Consider the following 17,966-nt stretch of genomic DNA (forward strand, 5'->3'; position numbering starts at 1 on the left):
GTCTAGAGCCCCACTTAGGTAAATGCAACGATCTGCGCCTTTTCTTGTATCCACACAAAATTTGGCGAAATTCTTTGCTGAGCTGGGGCAAACTCCATAGGTGTATATGATGGAGGCTGCGATGGTTAAGAAAGCCGCGCATGGATTTGAACTTGATAAAAATGACTTTGTAATGCTTACGAAGTCAAATGCCGAATTAGCTCAAAAAAAAGTGGATGGTTCACCTAAAGAAGTGAATGAGAAAAAAGCTTCAAAAATACAAAAAACTCTCCGTGCAATTGGAGAAAATAGTTCTATCCAAAATGAGTTGTGTCAACTTATTCAAGAAAAAGCAAAGGTAAACTTCTCCGGTGGTTTCTTAGAAATCATCAGAAGGATTAATATTACGAATTCCACAAGGTTGAGTGAGGAAGAACAAGAGGAATTTGCGGAGTACATTAGATGCAATAAAGAAAAAATATTGAAGCGAATAAAAAAAGGTGAAGTTGGTGTTGTTAATGACATAGCAGAGGCAGGTACCAAAACAAGTAAAAAACGATATAATTTTAGTTTCGCCTCAAAATTTTGCACTTATATATCTCGTTATCATTTTAATGAATATGACAAATTTATGCCTTATGATAATGTTTTACAAAGTGTTTTGCCTTATTATGCTTGGGTATATTGCAAAATCAAAAAAGTTGAGGATTTTAAGAAAAAAGGGAATTATCAAGGATATATTGATTTGGCTCGTAAAATCATCGAACAGAGTCAAGTCTTGTATGGCTCAGAGGAACGGTTAACGCTGAAAGAATTTGATCGATTACTCTGGTATAAATACAAAGGTCTGTTAGGAGAAGATTTAATAGGTAATCCGAATTCACTTCTAATCAAGGAGACTTAATCATGAAAATCACTAAACTCTATTTAATTATTGTCTCCTTGGTTGCGTTGCTTGCGGGTAATGCGATTGCGGCGGCATGGACAGGTTCTATGTCTGAACCAGAGAATATGAAAAAGATTGACGGCAAGTCTTTCTATGTCATCACAACTGCAGATGAACTCGCCTGGTTTGCTGCTCAAGTGAATGGTGGAAGATCAACCATAAACGCTGTTCTTGGAAATGATATTGTTTTTGGAAAGGATAAAAATACCACAAGTACTGTGCAATGGACTCCAATTGGAAAGGATATTTCCCATAGATTCGATGGGATTTTTGATGGGGCAAATTATACAATTTATGGAATGTATTCGATAGGTATCTCTTTGGCAAGTTTTATTGGTGTATTGAATACAAATGGTATTGTACGAAATTTAAAAACAAATGCTGGATACTTCAGCGGAATATTTCGTATAGGAGGCGTGGTTGCTCACAACAACGGGACGATTCAAAATGTTGAAAACAACAATAAACTTGAAGCTTCCTATAAGAAAGGGGATTCGACTGCTTTTTTTATAGGAGGGATTGCTGCGCATAATCAAGGGATGATTATTAGTTGTTCCAATAAGGCATCTGTTAATAATACTGCGTTAGAAGCACGTTCAGGCGGTATCGCCGGATACAATACAGGAAAAATAGAAAATTCGGGCAATAGTGGAAGTATTTCCGGAACAACCGTTTATGCGGGAGTAAAAGATGGAAATAAACATAAAATCTATTCTGGAGGTATTGTTGGCTACAATACTGGTTCAATAAATAAAACAAGAAATGTTGGTTCAATCTCTGCTAAAGGATATTATACCTATAAAGAATCGTCTCTTTCTGCGACACCTTCAGGCTCGCAATATGTTGATTACACGGTATATGTCCATAGTGAAACTTATTCGGGGGGGATTTGCGGTTATGGATCAAATACGATCAGTAATGCGATCAATAGTGGAAATATCACCAATGGTAATAGCGCTGCTGATAATGGCCATACTGATGGAATTGTTGCTTCGGGCAAAGCAAAAAATTCCATTGATTTGCAAACATTAAAATATTGGCTCAATGAAACCGAAGTCCAAGGAACCGCGGAGAACATGCAGAAAGACCAATTCGCCTGGATCTTGAATACGACGAACGGAACAGAATCCAACAGCGGCATATGGACTCGTACAACGGGCTATCCTGACTTCGCAAAAGATTCTAATCTTCCGATATATAGGGTCGTGTTTAACGACGATGGTGCAACATCAAATCGCTACACCAATTACAAGGGACTTGCAACATTCCCTGAAAATCCAGAACCTGCCGAAGGCCTCGTATTTAAGGGGTGGTACAATTCAGAAGACATTAGAGTCAAACCAACAACGGTATTTTCGTCTGACCAAACTGTCAATGCTGTTTACATGAACGCGACAGACATCTACTGGACAATTAATTTCTTCAATACAGATGCAAATTCAACATTGTTGGAGACAAAACAATATCAACATGGCAGCATTGTCGCTTACGAGGGCGAAACACCCACAAAAGAAACGACAGCAAAATACACCTACACATTTAAAGGTTGGAACGTAGAGCCGACAAACGCAGTTGAAGACTTTGACTACTATGCGGTTTATGATTCAATCATTCGTTCCTACACGATTACTTTTAAAGACTACGATGGTTCGGAAATTAGTAGCGGTGCGTTTGAATATGGCTCAATTCCCAGTTGCAGTAAAACGCCCTCGCGAATTGCAACGGCTGAATGGATATATACACATAAAGGATGGAAACCCGCTCTTGATTATGTAACCGAAGCAACCGCATATACAGCCACTTATGATTCTACTAAAGTGGAATACAAAGTTACCTTTATGAACGGTGTCGATATCATTGACGAACAGATGGTCCCTTATGGTGAGGCCGCCATTGCTCCGACGAATGTGACACGTGAAGGGTATAAGTTTACTGGATGGAATACATCATTCTCAAACATTACAGAGAATTTGACTGTAAAGGCTCTATTTGAAGAACTGGCAACTTACATTGTTAAGGTTCTAGATGGAGACGGAACAAAAATTGATAGCGTAAAAATTGTGGAAGGCGAATCTTACACACTGCCAACAGCTCCACAAAAAGACGGTTACACCTTTGATGCCTATTATAACGGGAAAACCATGCTAGGTGTTGTCGGTGAAGTTATCCCCGTCACCGCGAATATCACAATTACAGCCATATATACAAAAGATCCGGAAAGCAGTTCTAGCTCTGTTGTAAAATCAAGTTCCAGTAGTGCAAAGTCGAGTTCTAGCAGCATTCCGAAATCTTCAAGTTCTATCAAGAGCAGTAGTTCTGCAAAGAGTTCAAGCAGTGCTGTCAAGTCAAGTTCCAGTCAAACCCACTCGTCTTCTAGTAGTTTACCCAAAGAAGTTGTCATATCAGGAAAATTAGAACAAACACTCGGAGTGTATGACTGGATGGACTTAATAATATTTAGTGGTGTCCAAAATTATTCTCGAGAGAGTTACAACATTCCCTTCCTTGAAATAACAAAATCAGGAACTGATTTGACTATTCGTGGGACAGTTCCTGGAACCTACAGGGATCTTGTATGCAATGGGGACAAAAAAACAGATTCTTTGAAAGTTAATGGGCGAATATATAAGATAGAGCTGACAATAAAAAATCCAAACAAACCCTGCAATTCTGCACTTACACTTGTGTCTGCAAAAAAGCAATTCTCTGTAAAGACTTACAATCGTAATCTCCTAATTTCGGGGGCAAAGGTTGGAGAGTCTTACGCAATATTCGACTTGCAGGGACGTATTCTTAAAAAAGGTCGTGTTGAATCTGTGAATTTCAATATTCCAGTTACGCTGGCCGGAAATTATGTCGCAAAAATCGGACACATAACGCAGCTTGTCCAAATAAGATAGTTTCCTAGGTTTGCAATTTTGGGTGGGCGATACGCCCACCCTTTTTGCGTTAGGGGACGTCGCACCGCCTCGCGGTGGCGAGACGCACAAGCGGCTCGATGAGCCGAGGAACGAGGCGAGCAGCACTCGCCACGGCCCCCCGTTCGGCAGGTTCAGGGACCAGGCCGGGGAGCGCCCAAAATTTCAGTTTTTTACAAAATGTCATAATATGACATTGTAAGAATGTATATTTGCGCAGTGAGCAATAAAAGACCCGCAATTCCAAGCTTGTTTGCGGGCAGGAGCGAAAATGAAGAAAAAGACCGGAAAAGGAATAGAGATAGCCCAAGCCCAAAGCAATGGGTACAAGAATCTTGTAACGCAAATAGGCTCATTACTGGTTGAAAGCCGTAAACAGGTGTTTCAAGCAGTGAACACCACTCTCGTAAATACCTATTGGCAAATTGGTCGTCATATTGTAGAATATGAACAAGATGGCAATGCAAAAGCCCAATATGGGGCAGAACTGTTGGATAACCTCGCTAAGGACTTGACAGCGCAATTTGGAAAAGGGTTCAGCCGATCAAACCTATTCCAAGTGAGGCTATTTTACCTAAAATTCCCAAAAATCCAGACACTGTCTGGAAAATTGAGTTGGAGTCATTATACAGAAATCATCAAGGCAAACTCTAACTTGGAAATTGGTTTTTACACAAAGCAATGCGAAAACGAGAACTGGAGCGTCAGGGAACTCAAGCGTCAGATGAAAAGTCTGCTGTTCCATAGGATTGCCTTGAGCAAGGACAAGAAGAGCGTGCTGGAAATAAGCAAGCAAGGAATCCAAACGCAAAAGCCCGAAGACATCATAAAGGACCCTTACGTTTTGGAATTTCTTGGGGTAAACGAAGACCAGAAATACCTTGAAGGAGATATCGAGGAGAAGGTTGTCGCCAACTTGCAAACATTCTTGTTGGAGTTCGGCAAAGGCTTCGCTTTTATCGGACGGCAGTACAAGATGCAGATTGGTGCCAGACAGTTCAAAGTTGATTTGGTGTTCTACAATTACAATCTCAAGTGCTTTGTTCTTATTGATTTAAAACGCGGCGAAATCGAGCATTACGATGTGGGGCAAATGAACATGTACCTGAATTTCTTCAAAAAAGAGGTCTGCGCCCAAGATGACAATCCGCCTATCGGAATCGTACTCGGTGCCTACAAGGACCAGTTGTTGATGGAATACGCGATGCAGGGAATAGAAAACAATTTATTCGTAAGCAAGTACCAACTTTATCTTCCCAAGCGCGAAGAATTGCAGAGCGAACTTGAAAAACTGCTTTCGGGAAAGTGACATAAAGACTCGCAATTTCAAGTTTGTTTGCGGACAGAAACGAACAATACTTGCTGATTTTTGCCGAATTTAGTCTAATAATGGATTTTCTTTCAAGTGCAGGTGGCCGCTTCTACTATGCGCAACACGCATAGTGGGCATAAAAATTACGCATTACGCGGCCGTCCTGAAATTATTTATATTAAAGGCAACCGGTTCAAAGGAATTTTTTACAGAAAAGGCGGATCCCATGAAAAAAATCACCTTGATTCTTTTATCACTTCTTCTAGGAGTCTCTATGGCAGCAGAAAAGAAAATCCTCGTCGTTTACTATTCCCGTGCTGACGAAAACTATTCCGTCGGGAACATTTCCAAGGGCAATACTGAAATCATTGCCGAGATGATTGCGAAAAAGACGGGCGGCACGCTCTTGCACGTGGAACCCGCGAAGGAATACCCCAAGGGCTACGACGACTGCATCAACGTGGCCAAGAAGGAACTTGCGCAGGACGCGCGTCCGGCAATCAAGCCGGTGAACGTGAACCCCGAAGAATTCGACGAAATTTACGTCGGCTACCCGGTGTGGTGGGGCGAGATGCCCATGCCCATGTTCACCTTCTTCGAAAAGTATAACCTGAAGGGCAAGACGATTCACCCGTTCGTGACCCACGAAGGCAGCGGCCTTTCGGGTGTTGCCCGCCTCAAGAAGGTGACCGGCGCGAATGTGACCCCCGGCCTTGCCATCTACGGACACGTGGCCCAGAACGAACGCGACAAGGCCCAGAAAGAAGTGGACAAGTGGGTGAAGTAATCGGCTAGCGCCTTAGTTAGAATCGCTAGTCTGCTTTCTTTTCAGTTCAATTAAATCGAAATACATCAGACGGCTGTTCAATGGCCTGTCAGGACCGAGGCAACGAAATTCGCGTTCCTGTTCTTCGGTGCTGAACAGGAACTTGAACTCATTGTTCTGGTAGAACTTGAGGTTTCGTTCGTTATTGTAGGAATCTACCAGCAGAAAACGGCAACCGGTCTTGTTGAGCGGATCGACGAACCAGGCCTTTATAAAACTGAGAACGTCGCTTCCCAAATGCTTGCTTTGGAATTTTTGGCTAATTCCGAGACGACCGATCATGACTGCCGGATAACTGCTGTATATTTTTTCGCGGGGGATGTTTTTCTCAATCTTTCTTTTGCGAGATCCGGGAATTTTCTTGATGCTGTCATTGGAAAGAGTGAAAACCGCCACCAGTTGTGCCGGGTCATCAACAAGGGAGAAACAATAATTCTTGCAAAGCAATTCGTCGCTCTGCAAAAAAGCGTCTTTTGTGAAGAAATCGTCCAAGTCGTTGTCCCCGCACTTGAATGATTTGCATAGGGCGGCCTTGCCTTGAGTGTAGAACCCAAAGCGGCAATTCTGTTGGAGAAAGTTCATTACTTAAATTCTCTAAAATCGGCCTTGGAGAGGATGTCCCTGGCCTGTTCAATTTGCTTGGAGAAATCGATGGAACCGCGACGCTTTTCGCTTTCTTCCATCATGAGGTCAAACCTGTCCGACGCTTCGCCGGTCAGTATCGGTACTGATGCGATTGCTAGTGCCATGATGACCTCCATTGTTGAATTGAACTATAGTCAATATACATTTTTCCTCGTGCTGGTGCAAGTGGTGAAACTGGAGTCAATTGGCTTATTTGAGGAAAATGAAGCCTTTTGACCATACAAGAGCAAAAATATATTTTTAGAGTGTCATAAAATGACAAAATGGAAAAGAAACGGAATTTTGTCGTTTTCACTATGCGTTTCGCGCATACTGAGCATGAAAAAATGGTATTTTGCGGGGTTTGCGCATTTATTTATATTAAAGGCGTAGAAAAAAAGGAATAAACCATGAAACTAGGGACGATTATGACGATGCTTGGTATGGGTGCGGTGCTTGCCGCGTGTGATTGCTGCCCGCAGGGCGAGGCAAAGGCGCTTTCGCAGGACAAGGAACTGCGTGCCGTGATGGACAACTTCACGCAGAACGAGGTTCCGGCGGCGACTCCGCTTGTGGAAAAGCGCGAGGTGGAGTTGATTCGCCTGGTGTCGCTTGTGACGCAGCAGTCGGGCGCTCTTTTGCAAGAAGAAGTGGCGACAGCGCTTGCGCAGGGGCTTGCTCCCGAAGAAATTCTCGAGGCGATTTACCAGTGCGCTCCCTACACCGGGTTCCCGCGGACAGTGGATGCGGTTGAAATTGCCCGCAACGTGTTCAAGGCGAAGAACGTGAAGGTGGACGAAAACCGTGCGACGGTGACGGCGCAGTCCCGTCTGGAGGCGGGTGCAGATGCGCAGGGAACGCTGTTCGGCCAGACTTTCCGCGACATGGCGAAGAACGGCAAGAGCGGTATGCCGACTATCAACTACTTCCTTGCGAGCAACTGCTTTGGCGATTACTACACCCGCAAGGGGCTCGACCTGAATACCCGCGAACTCTTGACGATGGCGATTCTCGTGAACCTGGGAACGGAGCCGCAGCTCAAGGCGCATATCGGCGCGAACCTGAAGATTCGCACGGCCGAATATGTGGAACAGGCGATTTACAACTGCCTGCCGTATTGCGGTTATCCGCGCACGCTGAATGCGTTGCGACTGCTTAAGGAAGCAGTGGCTGAGACGGCAAGCCAACAAGGCCCTTCGGCAAGCTCAGGGACCTTGAACGCGGCTGGTGCTGTAAACGCGGCGGTCGCAAAAACCATGCCGGGCAAGGACTGGAGTGTGTTCCCGGTGGGCAAGCCGAACGACGCCTACGCCAAGTATTTCATGGGCAAGAGCTATCTCGACATGATCAGCAAGGAACAGGTGGGTGTCGGGAACGTGACTTTTGAACCGGCATGCCGCAACAACTGGCATATCCATCATGCAAAGAAGGGCGGTGGCCAAATTCTCATCGCGACGGCGGGCCGCGGCTACTATCAGGAATGGGGCAAGCCGGCGGTGGAACTGAAGCCCGGCGACGTGGTGAACATTCCGGCTGGTGTCAAGCATTGGCACGGGGCGGCTCCGGATTCCTGGTTCCAACATTTGGCAATTGAAGTCCCTGGTGAAGGCAGTCGCAACGAATGGCTTGAGCCCGTGAGCGACGAAGACTACGGGAAGTTGAAATAATGTTTGCCAGAATTCTCGCTTGTGCATTTATTGGCCTTATGACGGTAGGAACTTTTGCGGCGGCACCTGTGCCCGATGGCTTCGTGCTTATCAAGGGCGGAACTTGAACTCGTGAAGCCCTATTCCGACGACTACAATACCGTCTTGAAGCAGGCGCAGAACGACCAGCACAAACAGGCGCGCCCTGCCCTCAAGAAAAAGCCCGACGCAAAGAAGTGGGCCGACTACGAAACGATTATCATCGGTTACCCCAACTGGTGGGCGAGTATCCCGATGCCTATTGCGACTTTGCTCGAAAGTTACGACTTTACGGGCAAGCGGATTCTGCCGTTCTGCTCCCACGGTGGCGGGCGCTTTGGCCAGAGCATCACCGCGATTGCGAAACTCGCGCCCAACGCAAAAATCGGCGAAGGCCTTTCGGTGCATTATTCCGGCGGTTCAAGCCTCTCGAAAGATGTGGCCAAGTGGCTCGAGAAAAACGGCGTGAAGACGAAATAATGTATATTCCCTGATATGCCTATTTCCGCCAAAATCCGTATGATGCTTGATATCGCGATGACGGTCGCGACGTTCGTGCTGATGGGCGGCAATTACTTCTTTGAATCGACGGCCGTTCACGAGATTCTGGGCGTGGTGCTGCTTGTTCTGTGGGCGGTGCACATCACGCTGAACCGGCGATTCTTCCTTTCGCTGTTCAAGGGCCGCTACAACGCATTCCGCATTTTGCAGGCGGTCGTGAATTGTGGTATTCTTTTATGTGCAATTTTCCTGATGGTGAGCGGTATTATGCTTTCGAACCATGTGTTCGCATTCCTCGGGATTGAATCGGGTGCAAGCTTTGCCCGCACGGCGCACCTGCTCGCAAGCCACTGGTATTACGTGTTCATGTCGCTCCACATCGGGCTGCATGTGAGCCTGATTGCAAACCGCTTGGGACTTGCGGGTGCATTCAAGTCAAAGACTGCCCTAACTGCAACTCGCGTGGTTGCAATTCTTGTGGCAGGCTACGGAATTTACGCCTTCGCCATTCGCGGGCTTTGGAAATACATGTTCCTGCAGCAGCCCTTCTTCTTCTTTGACGCGGAACGCGGCTACGCCCTCTTTTTCGCGGACTATATCGCCATCGTCGTGCTGTTTGCCGTCGCGGTGCATTATACGGCGAAACTTACCAAATGATTTTTCGGAAAGTCGTTACTTAATTGCGATTCTTGAAGCGTCTTGCTGCCAACAAGCCCGTTTCAAAGAGCAGATACGTCGGTGCGCCCAGAAGTAGTTGGCTTATTATGTCGGGTGGAGTAAGGAGTGCGGCGAACAACAGGATTGCCACCACCACGTAGGGGCGCTTGCTGCAGACGGTTTCGTAATTCACGATGCCCGCACGGATTAACGCGTAGGTCACCAGCGGGAACTGGAACATGCATCCGAACGCAAGCGAAAGCCAGAGCGCGAGTGTTACCAGGTTAGAGACGCCAAATACGGGTTGCAGAGTCGTGCTTGCAAAGCTCATGCCGAACTGCACAATCAGCGGGAAGCAGACGACAAGGCAGAAGGCGACGCCTGCGATAAACAGCCCGCTGGTCATGGCCACGATGGAGCGGATGAATCGTTTCTCGTTATCGTATAGAGCAGGAAGCACGAACTGCCACATGTTCCAGGCGATGTAGGGCGAAAACAGCACGCAGTCCAGCAGAGCAGAAATCTTGAGCTGCAGCAGGAACACTTCCATCGGGGAAAAGTAATGGAGTGTGACGTCGCCCTGCAGGGCAATTTGCTTACAGAACCAGTCCAGAACGTAGGGTGAAACTAGGAACAGGGGCACGATGCCGATGGCAAGGGCGACAATAGAACGCAAAAGCGCCCGTCGGAGCGCTTCCAGGTGCGAAATCAGCGTAGCCTCTTGATCCTGCTTGGAGGTCATCAGCCTTTCTTTTCTTCTTCGGTTGCTGAGCGTGCCGAAGCATCGGCGGCTTTTTCCACCGTCTTCTGTAGGTCTTCAGCTTCTTCCTTCAGGGCGTCTTTCGCCTTCTTGTACTCGTTCTGGGCCTTGCCCAGGGAACGTGCAAGTTCAGGAATGCGCTTTGCCCCGAACAAAAGGAGCACCACGACCACAATCAGGATTATTTCTGGAATTCCGATGGACATTTTTTACCTGCCTTTTCGTAGAAATATAACATAATTTCTTTGTATATTTAAGGCAAAAGACAAAGGAGCTTATCATGAAGGTCGTTTTATTCAATGGAAGCCGTCGCGAAAAGGGTTGCACTTATACGGCGCTGAGCCTCGTGGCCGGCGAACTCAAGGCCGCTGGCATCGAGACGGAAATCTTCTTCGTGGGTGGCCGCGTGCTCAAGGGCGAAACCGATGCCGTTGTTCACGAAGCCAAGGAAATCCTTAAAACGGCCGACGCCGTCGTTTACGGATCTCCGGTGTACTACGCATCCCCGAGTGGCGAAATGCTGATGTTCCTGGACAGGCTTTACGGCATTGCCGAAGCGGAACTGCTCTTTAAGCCTGCCGCAACGGTTGCCTCTGCCCGCCGTGCAGGGACGAGCGCTACGCTTGATGCACTGAACAAGTATCCTGCATTTGCGCAGCAGCCCATGGTGGCATCGCGCTACTGGAATATGGTCCACGGTTCTAGCCCCGAAGATGTGCTGAAGGACGAAGAAGGCGTGCAGATTATGAAGGAACTGGGCCGCAACATGGCATGGATCCTGAAGAGCATCGAAGCGGGCAAGAAGGCGGGTGTAGAACAGCCCGTTGCCGAAAAGAAAATCTTCACGAACTTTATCCGCTAGATATAGTTTTTTCTATATTTGGCCGCAAAATGAAAGACCTTTTAGATTTTGATAGCGAGCATTTGTGGCATCCATATGCGGCGCTGAAAAATACTCCCGCAAGATTTCTTGCCAAGACAGCTCACGGAACAACGATTGAAACGGCAGACGGCTTGAAACTGATTGACGCCGTGTCTAGCTGGTGGTGCATGGCGCACGGACACAACGCCCCTGAAATTGTCGAGGCAATTCAGAAGCAAAGCGAAAAGATGTGCCACGTGATGTTCGGCGGTTTTACGCATGAACCCGCGATTGAGTTGGGCGAAAAGTTAGTGAATTTTTTGCCCGAAGGCTTGAATAAAATTTTCTTTGCGGATTCGGGAAGCATTTCTGTGGAATGTGCCGCCAAGATGGCGGTGCAATACCAGTATTCCCTCGGACATCCGGAGCGCTGCAAGTTGGTTGCCTTGAAGGGCGGTTACCATGGAGATACCGCAGGGGCGATGGCGCTCAGCGACCCGGACGGAATGCATGCGCTTTTCCGCGGAATCATGCCGCACCATTACTTTGCGGAACGTCCGAACTGCCGCTTTGACGAGACTTGGAACCAGGCGGATTTCGCTTCGATGGAACGCGTTGTCGAAGAACATAAGGGTGAAATCGCAGCCGTGATTTGCGAACCCGTTTTCCAGGGTGGAAACGGCATGTGGCTTTACAATGCGGGTTACCTGAAGGCACTTCGCGAACTTTGCGACCGTTACGGCATCTTGCTTATTCTGGATGAAATCGCCTCTGGCTTTTACCGGACTGGCCCGCGATTTGCGATGATGCATACTGCCGAAAATAACGGCGCTGACTTTATAAAGCCGGACATCATGTGTATCGGCAAGGCGCTCACGGGCGGAAGCATTACGATGGCGGCCTGCGTCGCGTCCGAGAAGGTTGCCGAAACAATCACGAACAGCAAAATCCTGGCATTCATGCACGGCCCTACCTACATGGCGAACCCGCTGGCTTGTGCTGCGGGAATTGCTTCGCTTTCGCTGTTCGAAAGTCGCAATTATGAAACGAGCGTTGCTAGGATTGAAAAACGTCTTAAACAGAATCTGGAACCGCTCCGTTCGCTTGAAAATGCAGCGGACGTGCGTGTTCTCGGTGCTATCGGAGTCTTGGAACTGAAGGCGAAACCTTCCGCAGACGATATTCTGCGCGTGATTCATGAAACCGGCGTGTGGCTCAGGCCTTTCTGCAATTACGTGTATACGATGCCTCCGTTCATTACGACCGATTCTGAAGTTGACCGCATCTGCGAAGCCATCAAGATGATTGGCGAATGTGAACCCGCGCCTGTCGTAGAAGGCGAAGACGAATTTCATGAGTGATATGGATTATTACAGCTTGAAAATGCGTGCCTCGCAGCAAGTGGGCGAGGGCGAACAGAAACACGAACAGCATATTTCCGGCGCAGAACGCATTGTAAATCGGGATTCTGTTGAGGCTGTTTGTACGGCGATGGTGCGTCGGGCCATGACGCATTCCAAGGGCGACCCGGATTTTATCAACGTGAAAATCGAGAAGGTTCACGAAAGCGATATCCAGATTTTAAAGGCCTTGCCGGTGACGCGCATAGATGTGGAAACCTGGCAGGAAGGGCTTGAAAAGGCTTTTGGACTGATTGCTCCGCTGATGGGTTCTGGCTGCGGGCTTCGCGAAAAATTGCAAGAGCTCTTGCGCGAAACTTTCCCGATGCGTGGGGCGATGCTGTACGATATCGCGACGGGTGAGCGCCTGGAACCGGACCACGAACGTGGCGTGCGCGCGACTTATATGGATGCACTCCATTCGAGCGAAGTGGATGGTTGCAAGAATCACTTTAACGAAGCGATTGTGCTGGCGACCAAGGTGGCGAATGCTCCCGGAATGGTTGCAGAATTTTGCGTGAGCGACGACCCGAATTACGTGACGGGCTATGTGGCGAGCAAGGAACTTGGCTATGTGCGCATCATGAAGATGAAGGAAATGGGCGATGAAAACGGAGGCCGCATTTTCTTGTTTGATTCGCGCAAGGTAAGTGCCGAAGAATGTATTGAGTACTTGCAGAAGAAGAAAATTTTGGTGGATGTCGGGGCATGAATCGCATTCTTGACATTTTTACGAAAGACGCTTTGGATGCAGCTCGGGCGAATAATACCTACCGCACCATGCGTTTGATGGAAACGCCGGAATCGTCATGCGTGAAAATCCGCATGCCCAATGGCGCTTCGCAGGAACAGATCCTGCTGGCTTCCAATTCTTACCTGGACTTGGCGAACGTCGACGAACTCAAGCAGGCGATGGCCCAGGCGGTTTTAGAGTGGGGGACTGGTAGCGGCGGCGCTCGGCTTACGACGGGCAACAAGACGCCCCATCAGGAACTGGAAGAATTTATCGCAAAATTCAAGGGCGAAGAATCCGCTATCACCTTCAATACGGGCTACATGGCGAATGTCGGTACGATTTCGGCGTTGTGCGGCAAGAACGACTTTATCTTTAGCGATGAATTGAACCACGCGAGCATTATTGACGGAATTCGGTTGTCGCGAGCTAAGTGCTTTGTTTACAGGCATAACGACATGGCGGATTTGGATCGGGTTATTAAAGAGGCCGCGGCGACACTAGATGCGCGGCCCTTCCGTGGGCTTATTGTGACCGACGCTGTTTTCAGCATGGATGGCGATCTTGCAAATTTGCCGGAACTCCTACGCCTCGCGAAAGAAAATGATTGTCTCTTGATGATTGACGAGGCGCATGCCACGGGCGTGCTCGGCAAGACCGGGCGCGGGCTTGCCGAACACTACGGCTGTGCTCACGCCGATGTAACTATTGGCACTTTGAGCAAAGCCGTCGCCGCCGAGGGCGGCTTCGTGGCGGGCAAGCAACAGCTGATTGATTTCCTCCGCAACAAAGCCCGCAGCTTTATCTTTACGACTGCGATGGCCCCTGCTGTTGCCGCCGCAGCCTGCAACAACTTGCACTACATCGATGCACACCCTGAACGCGTGCAGAACTTGCGCGATAACGTGAAATTTTTCTGCGAAGCCTTGCAGCATGAAGGCGTGAAAGTTGAACAGTCTCCTTCGGCGATTGTCCCGATTGTCATTGGCGACGAGGCCCGCGCTTTGGAAATTTCTGCAAAACTCCAGAATGCGGGAATACTCATTCCTGCGATTCGTTATCCGACGGTTGCCAAGGGCCAAGCCCGCCTGCGCGCAAGCTTGATGGCCACACACACGCACGAGCAACTTCAAGCCGCCGCAACAGTAATTGCGCAAGCAGTAAAGGAGTGTGTATGAGTAAAGGATATTTCGTCACAGCCACCGGAACCGATGTCGGCAAGACCTTCATCACCGCCCTTCTCGTAAAAAAGTGGCGCGATTCCGGCATTGATGCGGGCTATTATAAGGCTGCCCTTAGCGGCGCAGAACTCCGTGACGGCAAATGGGTTGCAGGTGATGCCGATTACGTGAAACGCATCGCAAATCTTCCCGATGCGCAAGAACAGCTCGTGAGTTATGTCTATAAAGAAGCTGTCTCTCCGCATCTCGCTGCCCGCAAAGAAGGCAATCCCGTAGAACTCGCGAAAGTCAAAGATGATTTTGATGCGGCCCGCAATCGCCACGAATTCATTTTCGCCGAAGGCAGCGGCGGCATTATTTGCCCCATCCGCTACGATGACCAGAAAATATTCCTCGTCGACATCATGAAAACGTTGGACCTTCCGCTGGTTATTGTTACGACGGCGGCTCTCGGCTCCATTAACGCTTGCGTGCTTACGGTAGAATACGCTCGCAGCCGCGGCCTCGATGTCTGCGGGCTCATCGTTAACCGCTACGGCTCTAGCGGAAACTTGGAAATGGAAGACGACAACATCCGCATGATGCAAGACCTGACGGGGCTTGAAATCCTTGCAAAAGTAAAAAACGGCGACACCGATCTAGGTGTGCAACCGTTTTAAAAACTAAAGAAACAAATCAGTCGGCGCTACGATGCGTCGATATCGGCGGCGATATGTAAATCGTAGTCGGGGTAGGCTTCGCTGATTTCCTTGTGCAGGATGTCCAGACCTTCTTGAGGGTTGATTTCGAAGTTCATGACCACGTCAAAACGCATGGTGCGGTCTTCAAGGTTCACATAAAAGCCGTGGAGTTGCAATGCCCAAGGGTGCTCCTTTACCAACTTCAACACGTTGCTGCGAATTTTGGCAGCTTCGTCATTCTTGGTGTTGTGTGAATACACGCCTACGCCCGTGAGAATCACGCCGGTTTCTTTGAGTACGCGTGCCTGTACCCTGCGGGTCAGTACGTCGACTTCTTCGACGGTCATGGTGTCGGGGAGTTCCATGTGCACGGAACCGAGAAACTTGTCTGGGCCGTAATTGTTGAGAATGACGTCGTAAGCGCCGCGGACTTGCGGTTCTTCGGTGAGTAGCGCCTTGATTTTCTTGACCAGGTCGCCATCGGCGCGCTTGCCCAGAATGTCGTCCAGGGTTTCGATCAGCATGCCGATGCCCGACTTGATGATGAATCCTGAAATCACGAGGCCCACGTAGGCTTCAAGCGAAATGCCCGTGAGGATGAAGACGATGGCCGATGCCAGCACCGAAAGGGAGAGGATGGCGTCGAACAGCGCGTCTGCGCCCGAGGCGACGAGTGCACCCGAATTTACGCGTTTGCCCTGGCGCTTCACGAATTTGCCGAGCACGAGTTTTACCACCACCGCCGAGGCGATAATCACCAGCGAAACTGTGGAGTAGTCTGCTGCTTCGGGGTGGATGATTTTCTTGACCGATTCCACCGCCGAGGTACCGCCGGCGTAGAGCACGATTGCCGCGACCACCATCGCGCTCAGGTATTCGATTCGCCCGTAACCGAGCGGATGTTTTTTGTCGGGCAACTTGTTCGAAAGCTTTGCGCCCACAATCGTAATGACCGAGGAGAGTGCGTCGGAAAGGTTGTTCACCGCATCGAGCGTCACGGCGATGGAGTTTGTAGCAAAGCCGACGAACGCCTTGAACGCCGACAGCACGATGTTTGCTGCAATGCCGATAATACTTGTCCGAACAATGACCTTTTGGCGATTTTCCGTTTCGTTCATAAAATTGAATCCTTTTTTAGCGGAATGACTTGGGCGATAAGCCAATCGTTCGCTTAAAGAAAATAGAAATAAAAGACATCTGGGACCATAAGGATCCGGGTCAGCAGCAGTCCTGGGTGCCGCAAGCCACATGGGAGTTTTTCGAGAAGTTCTAGCGGATAAATACATCTTTCTGTTGTCAATTTATCAAAACGAATTCGAATAAAGCCCGATATTAAGCGAATTTTTCAACTTATTTTATAGTAAGTAAAGTTCGTATGGGAGGCTTTATGTCGTTTTCATTTAAGGGATTTCCCTTTTTTGCAGGTTTTGTCGCGTTTTTGGGCACCCTCGCCAGTGCGGCAACGATTAACGTAGATATCGGCAAGGAATACCAGCGCATCAGCGGCTTTGGGGCTGCCTCGGCATGGGCCGGTTCCATCACCGACAAGAATGCCGCCTTTCTTTGGGACTCCACCAGTGGCGCCGGGCTTACGCTGCACCGCATCCGTATCGCCCCGGACGGCACCACATCTGAAACGAGTATCGCAAAAAAGGCGAGTGAATACGGCGTCAAAGTCTGGGCAGCCCCGTGGACATCTAGATACACCATAAATTACGACGGTGACAAAAAGCACCTGGATTTCAATCACGCTCAGGACTGGGCCAACACCATCTTGAAGTTTACGCAAGACATGCGGAAGGCTGGCGTTAATCTATATGCAATTTCGTCGCAAAACGAGCCCGACGGCACCGGCGACAACCACTACGAACCCGATGAATTGGCGCGTTGGGTCGGCGACTACCTTGGCCCCACCCTCGATACCACGGGCATCAAAATCATTGGCACCGAAGCTATTAACTGGTACGGATTCCCCAATTACAAAAAAGCCTTCTTCAACAATCCCGCCGCCCTGAAATACACCGATATTTTTGGGACGCACGAATACGGCGGAGACCCGGCGGCTTATCCCGAAATCCACGAAGCCGGCAAGGAATTCTGGGAAACCGAAGTCTATGATCTTGGAAGTAACAAGGAAGACGTGGGCATGGGAAGTGCTCTCCGCGTTGCAGGCGTAATCCATGACGCCCTGACTATTGCGAACATGAACGCCTGGCATTTCTGGTGGATTTATTCCTGCAGCGAAGCCAGTTGCGGCAACGGAGCCCTCTGGCCGCAAGGACAAGGCAACCCCGACAATGTGGAGCCTACCAAGCGACTCTGGGTCATGGGGAACTTCAGCCGCTTCGCGCGACCCGGCTCCTGGAGAATCGACGCCACCAAGAATCCCGAAAGAGATGTAAAGGTCACCGCCTACCGCGACTCCCTCAAGACGAAAATCGCAGTCGTCATTCTCAATTCCAAGAATGAGGAGTTCAAGGCGGACTTTGATTTCGGAAACACAAAAATTGGAAGTTTCAAACCCTACGTCACCGACGACAATAGCAACCTCAAAGAAGGAACCGAAGTCAAGGTTGATGGTACAAAGTGCAGTTTCAGCGTCCCGACCCGCAGTGCAACGACCATCGAATTCGTTCTGTGGCAGGAGCCAAAGGTTGAACCGCCTTCAGACTCTACCGATGCAATTGCCTTCGGAACGCATGCTGCGCCCCAAAACCTTCAAAGTACATATAAAGTATTTAGCCCGCTCGGCGCGTTCATCGGCGAATTCCAAGCCGGACATATCGGCGATCTCCGCAACGCCATGACAAACGCAGGCTTAAGACGCGGTGTGTATATGGTCAAATGCGGCAATGCGAAAATGCAACATATGATTTTGAAATAGCCCAGTTCAAGATATAAG

General features: G+C 48.9%; 18 protein-coding genes and 1 pseudogene. 14 read left to right on the forward strand and 5 right to left on the reverse strand.

From position 1 onward, the window contains the following. Positions 1 to 121: 121 nt before the first annotated feature. The 4 genes from B7994_RS04865 (at position 122) to B7994_RS04880 (ending at position 5,942) form a co-directional block, all read left to right on the forward strand. Entirely contained in the window at positions 122 to 883 is a 762-nt protein-coding gene (locus tag B7994_RS04865) for a hypothetical protein (RefSeq protein WP_144063755.1), read from the forward strand. Positions 884 to 885: 2 nt separating this feature from the next. After that, the gene (locus B7994_RS04870; protein WP_088637355.1) at positions 886 to 3,825 is read left to right on the forward strand and encodes an InlB B-repeat-containing protein; all 2,940 of its coding nucleotides are present in this window, start codon (positions 886 to 888) and stop codon (positions 3,823 to 3,825) included. 289 nt (positions 3,826 to 4,114) lie between these two features. Further along, positions 4,115 to 5,152, forward strand: coding sequence for a YhcG family protein (locus B7994_RS04875; protein WP_088637356.1), 1,038 nt, complete (start codon positions 4,115 to 4,117; stop codon positions 5,150 to 5,152). A gap of 277 nt (positions 5,153 to 5,429) precedes the next feature. Next, entirely contained in the window at positions 5,430 to 5,942 is a 513-nt protein-coding gene (locus tag B7994_RS04880) for a flavodoxin (RefSeq protein WP_088637357.1), read from the forward strand. A gap of 12 nt (positions 5,943 to 5,954) precedes the next feature. On the opposite strand, the gene B7994_RS04885 is transcribed toward B7994_RS04880, so the two are convergent. Next, positions 5,955 to 6,563 carry a GNAT family N-acetyltransferase gene (locus B7994_RS04885; protein WP_088637358.1) on the reverse strand — a complete coding sequence of 203 codons (609 nt, stop codon included), beginning with the start codon at positions 6,561 to 6,563 and terminating at the stop codon, positions 5,955 to 5,957. Beyond that, positions 6,563 to 6,730, reverse strand: coding sequence for a hypothetical protein (locus tag B7994_RS14150; RefSeq protein WP_173319863.1), 168 nt, complete (start codon positions 6,728 to 6,730; stop codon positions 6,563 to 6,565). The genes B7994_RS04885 and B7994_RS14150 overlap by 1 nt, the downstream gene beginning before the upstream one ends. Positions 6,731 to 7,132: 402 nt before the next feature. Between B7994_RS14150 and B7994_RS14435 the strand changes: the two are divergent. The 4 genes and pseudogenes from B7994_RS14435 to B7994_RS04905 form a co-directional block, all read left to right on the forward strand. Beyond that, positions 7,133 to 7,357, forward strand: a pseudogene (locus tag B7994_RS14435) (carboxymuconolactone decarboxylase family protein); the annotation flags it as partial. Positions 7,358 to 7,489: 132 nt separating this feature from the next. Continuing rightward, complete coding sequence (locus B7994_RS14440; protein ID WP_369832758.1) at positions 7,490 to 8,272, forward strand: carboxymuconolactone decarboxylase family protein; 783 nt, start codon at positions 7,490 to 7,492, stop codon at positions 8,270 to 8,272. A 75-nt stretch (positions 8,273 to 8,347) separates the two neighbouring features. Then, a complete protein-coding gene (locus B7994_RS04900) occupies positions 8,348 to 8,770 on the forward strand; it encodes a flavodoxin (RefSeq protein ID WP_233143039.1) in 423 nt (140 codons plus the stop codon). A 15-nt stretch (positions 8,771 to 8,785) separates the two neighbouring features. Further along, complete coding sequence (locus B7994_RS04905) at positions 8,786 to 9,448, forward strand: DUF4405 domain-containing protein (RefSeq protein WP_088637360.1); 663 nt, start codon at positions 8,786 to 8,788, stop codon at positions 9,446 to 9,448. 19 nt (positions 9,449 to 9,467) lie between these two features. On the opposite strand, the gene tatC is transcribed toward B7994_RS04905, so the two are convergent. Together tatC and B7994_RS04915 are read right to left on the reverse strand one after the other, a co-directional pair. Next, positions 9,468 to 10,190, reverse strand: coding sequence for a twin-arginine translocase subunit TatC (tatC, locus tag B7994_RS04910; RefSeq protein ID WP_088637361.1), 723 nt, complete (start codon positions 10,188 to 10,190; stop codon positions 9,468 to 9,470). Next, the gene (locus tag B7994_RS04915; protein ID WP_088637362.1) at positions 10,190 to 10,414 is read right to left on the reverse strand and encodes a twin-arginine translocase TatA/TatE family subunit; all 225 of its coding nucleotides are present in this window, start codon (positions 10,412 to 10,414) and stop codon (positions 10,190 to 10,192) included. Before B7994_RS04915 ends, tatC begins: the two co-directional genes overlap by 1 nt. 74 nt (positions 10,415 to 10,488) lie before the next feature. Between B7994_RS04915 and B7994_RS04920 the strand changes: the two genes are divergently transcribed. From B7994_RS04920 to bioD, 5 genes are read left to right on the forward strand one after another with little or no spacing between them, the layout of a single operon-like run. Continuing rightward, positions 10,489 to 11,070 carry a flavodoxin family protein gene (locus B7994_RS04920; protein WP_072980848.1) on the forward strand — a complete coding sequence of 194 codons (582 nt, stop codon included), beginning with the start codon at positions 10,489 to 10,491 and terminating at the stop codon, positions 11,068 to 11,070. Positions 11,071 to 11,099: 29 nt separating this feature from the next. Then, positions 11,100 to 12,431: an adenosylmethionine--8-amino-7-oxononanoate transaminase gene (bioA, locus tag B7994_RS04925; protein WP_088637363.1), complete on the forward strand. Its 1,332-nt coding sequence runs from the start codon at positions 11,100 to 11,102 to the stop codon at positions 12,429 to 12,431. Between the two features lies 1 nt (position 12,432). Beyond that, a complete protein-coding gene (locus B7994_RS04930; protein ID WP_088637364.1) occupies positions 12,433 to 13,182 on the forward strand; it encodes a 6-carboxyhexanoate--CoA ligase in 750 nt (249 codons plus the stop codon). Then, the gene (bioF, locus tag B7994_RS04935; RefSeq protein ID WP_088637365.1) at positions 13,179 to 14,381 is read left to right on the forward strand and encodes an 8-amino-7-oxononanoate synthase; all 1,203 of its coding nucleotides are present in this window, start codon (positions 13,179 to 13,181) and stop codon (positions 14,379 to 14,381) included. The genes B7994_RS04930 and bioF overlap by 4 nt, the downstream gene beginning before the upstream one ends. Then, a complete protein-coding gene (gene bioD, locus B7994_RS04940) occupies positions 14,378 to 15,043 on the forward strand; it encodes a dethiobiotin synthase (protein ID WP_088637366.1) in 666 nt (221 codons plus the stop codon). The genes bioF and bioD overlap by 4 nt, the downstream gene beginning before the upstream one ends. Positions 15,044 to 15,069: 26 nt before the next feature. Here bioD and B7994_RS04945 read toward each other — a convergent pair whose 3' ends face one another. Further along, on the reverse strand, positions 15,070 to 16,182 hold the full coding sequence (locus B7994_RS04945) for a cation diffusion facilitator family transporter (RefSeq protein ID WP_088637367.1): 1,113 nt from the start codon (positions 16,180 to 16,182) through the stop codon (positions 15,070 to 15,072). 269 nt (positions 16,183 to 16,451) lie between these two features. Here B7994_RS04945 and B7994_RS04950 point away from each other — a divergent pair, with 269 nt between their 5' ends. Continuing rightward, positions 16,452 to 17,948 (forward strand): glycoside hydrolase family 30 beta sandwich domain-containing protein, encoded by a 1,497-nt coding sequence (locus B7994_RS04950; RefSeq protein WP_088637368.1) that lies wholly within the window; start codon positions 16,452 to 16,454, stop codon positions 17,946 to 17,948. Positions 17,949 to 17,966 lie beyond the last annotated feature (18 nt).

This window comes from Fibrobacter sp. UWR2, assembly GCF_002210285.1.
GTDB lineage: Bacteria > Fibrobacterota > Fibrobacteria > Fibrobacterales > Fibrobacteraceae > Fibrobacter.

Bases quoted from the DNA above. Each gene is read 5' to 3' on its own strand.
- B7994_RS04920 (WP_072980848.1), top strand. From the start codon at position 10,489: ATGAAGGTCGTTTTATTCAATGGAAGCCGTCGCGAAAAGGGTTGCACT.
- tatC (WP_088637361.1), bottom strand. From the start codon at position 10,190: ATGACCTCCAAGCAGGATCAAGAGGCTACGCTGATTTCGCACCTGGAA.
- B7994_RS04885 (WP_088637358.1), bottom strand. From the start codon at position 6,563: ATGAACTTTCTCCAACAGAATTGCCGCTTTGGGTTCTACACTCAAGGC.
- B7994_RS04880 (WP_088637357.1), top strand. From the start codon at position 5,430: ATGGCAGCAGAAAAGAAAATCCTCGTCGTTTACTATTCCCGTGCTGAC.
- B7994_RS04875 (WP_088637356.1), top strand. From the start codon at position 4,115: ATGAAGAAAAAGACCGGAAAAGGAATAGAGATAGCCCAAGCCCAAAGC.
- B7994_RS14150 (WP_173319863.1), bottom strand. From the start codon at position 6,730: ATGGCACTAGCAATCGCATCAGTACCGATACTGACCGGCGAAGCGTCG.
- bioA (WP_088637363.1), top strand. From the start codon at position 11,100: ATGAAAGACCTTTTAGATTTTGATAGCGAGCATTTGTGGCATCCATAT.
- B7994_RS04900 (WP_233143039.1), top strand. From the start codon at position 8,348: ATGGCTTCGTGCTTATCAAGGGCGGAACTTGAACTCGTGAAGCCCTAT.
- B7994_RS14440 (WP_369832758.1), top strand. From the start codon at position 7,490: ATGGCGAAGAACGGCAAGAGCGGTATGCCGACTATCAACTACTTCCTT.
- B7994_RS04905 (WP_088637360.1), top strand. From the start codon at position 8,786: ATGCCTATTTCCGCCAAAATCCGTATGATGCTTGATATCGCGATGACG.
- B7994_RS04945 (WP_088637367.1), bottom strand. From the start codon at position 16,182: ATGAACGAAACGGAAAATCGCCAAAAGGTCATTGTTCGGACAAGTATT.
- bioF (WP_088637365.1), top strand. From the start codon at position 13,179: ATGAATCGCATTCTTGACATTTTTACGAAAGACGCTTTGGATGCAGCT.
- B7994_RS04915 (WP_088637362.1), bottom strand. From the start codon at position 10,414: ATGTCCATCGGAATTCCAGAAATAATCCTGATTGTGGTCGTGGTGCTC.
- B7994_RS04950 (WP_088637368.1), top strand. From the start codon at position 16,452: ATGTCGTTTTCATTTAAGGGATTTCCCTTTTTTGCAGGTTTTGTCGCG.
- B7994_RS04930 (WP_088637364.1), top strand. From the start codon at position 12,433: ATGGATTATTACAGCTTGAAAATGCGTGCCTCGCAGCAAGTGGGCGAG.
- bioD (WP_088637366.1), top strand. From the start codon at position 14,378: ATGAGTAAAGGATATTTCGTCACAGCCACCGGAACCGATGTCGGCAAG.
- B7994_RS04865 (WP_144063755.1), top strand. From the start codon at position 122: ATGGTTAAGAAAGCCGCGCATGGATTTGAACTTGATAAAAATGACTTT.
- B7994_RS04870 (WP_088637355.1), top strand. From the start codon at position 886: ATGAAAATCACTAAACTCTATTTAATTATTGTCTCCTTGGTTGCGTTG.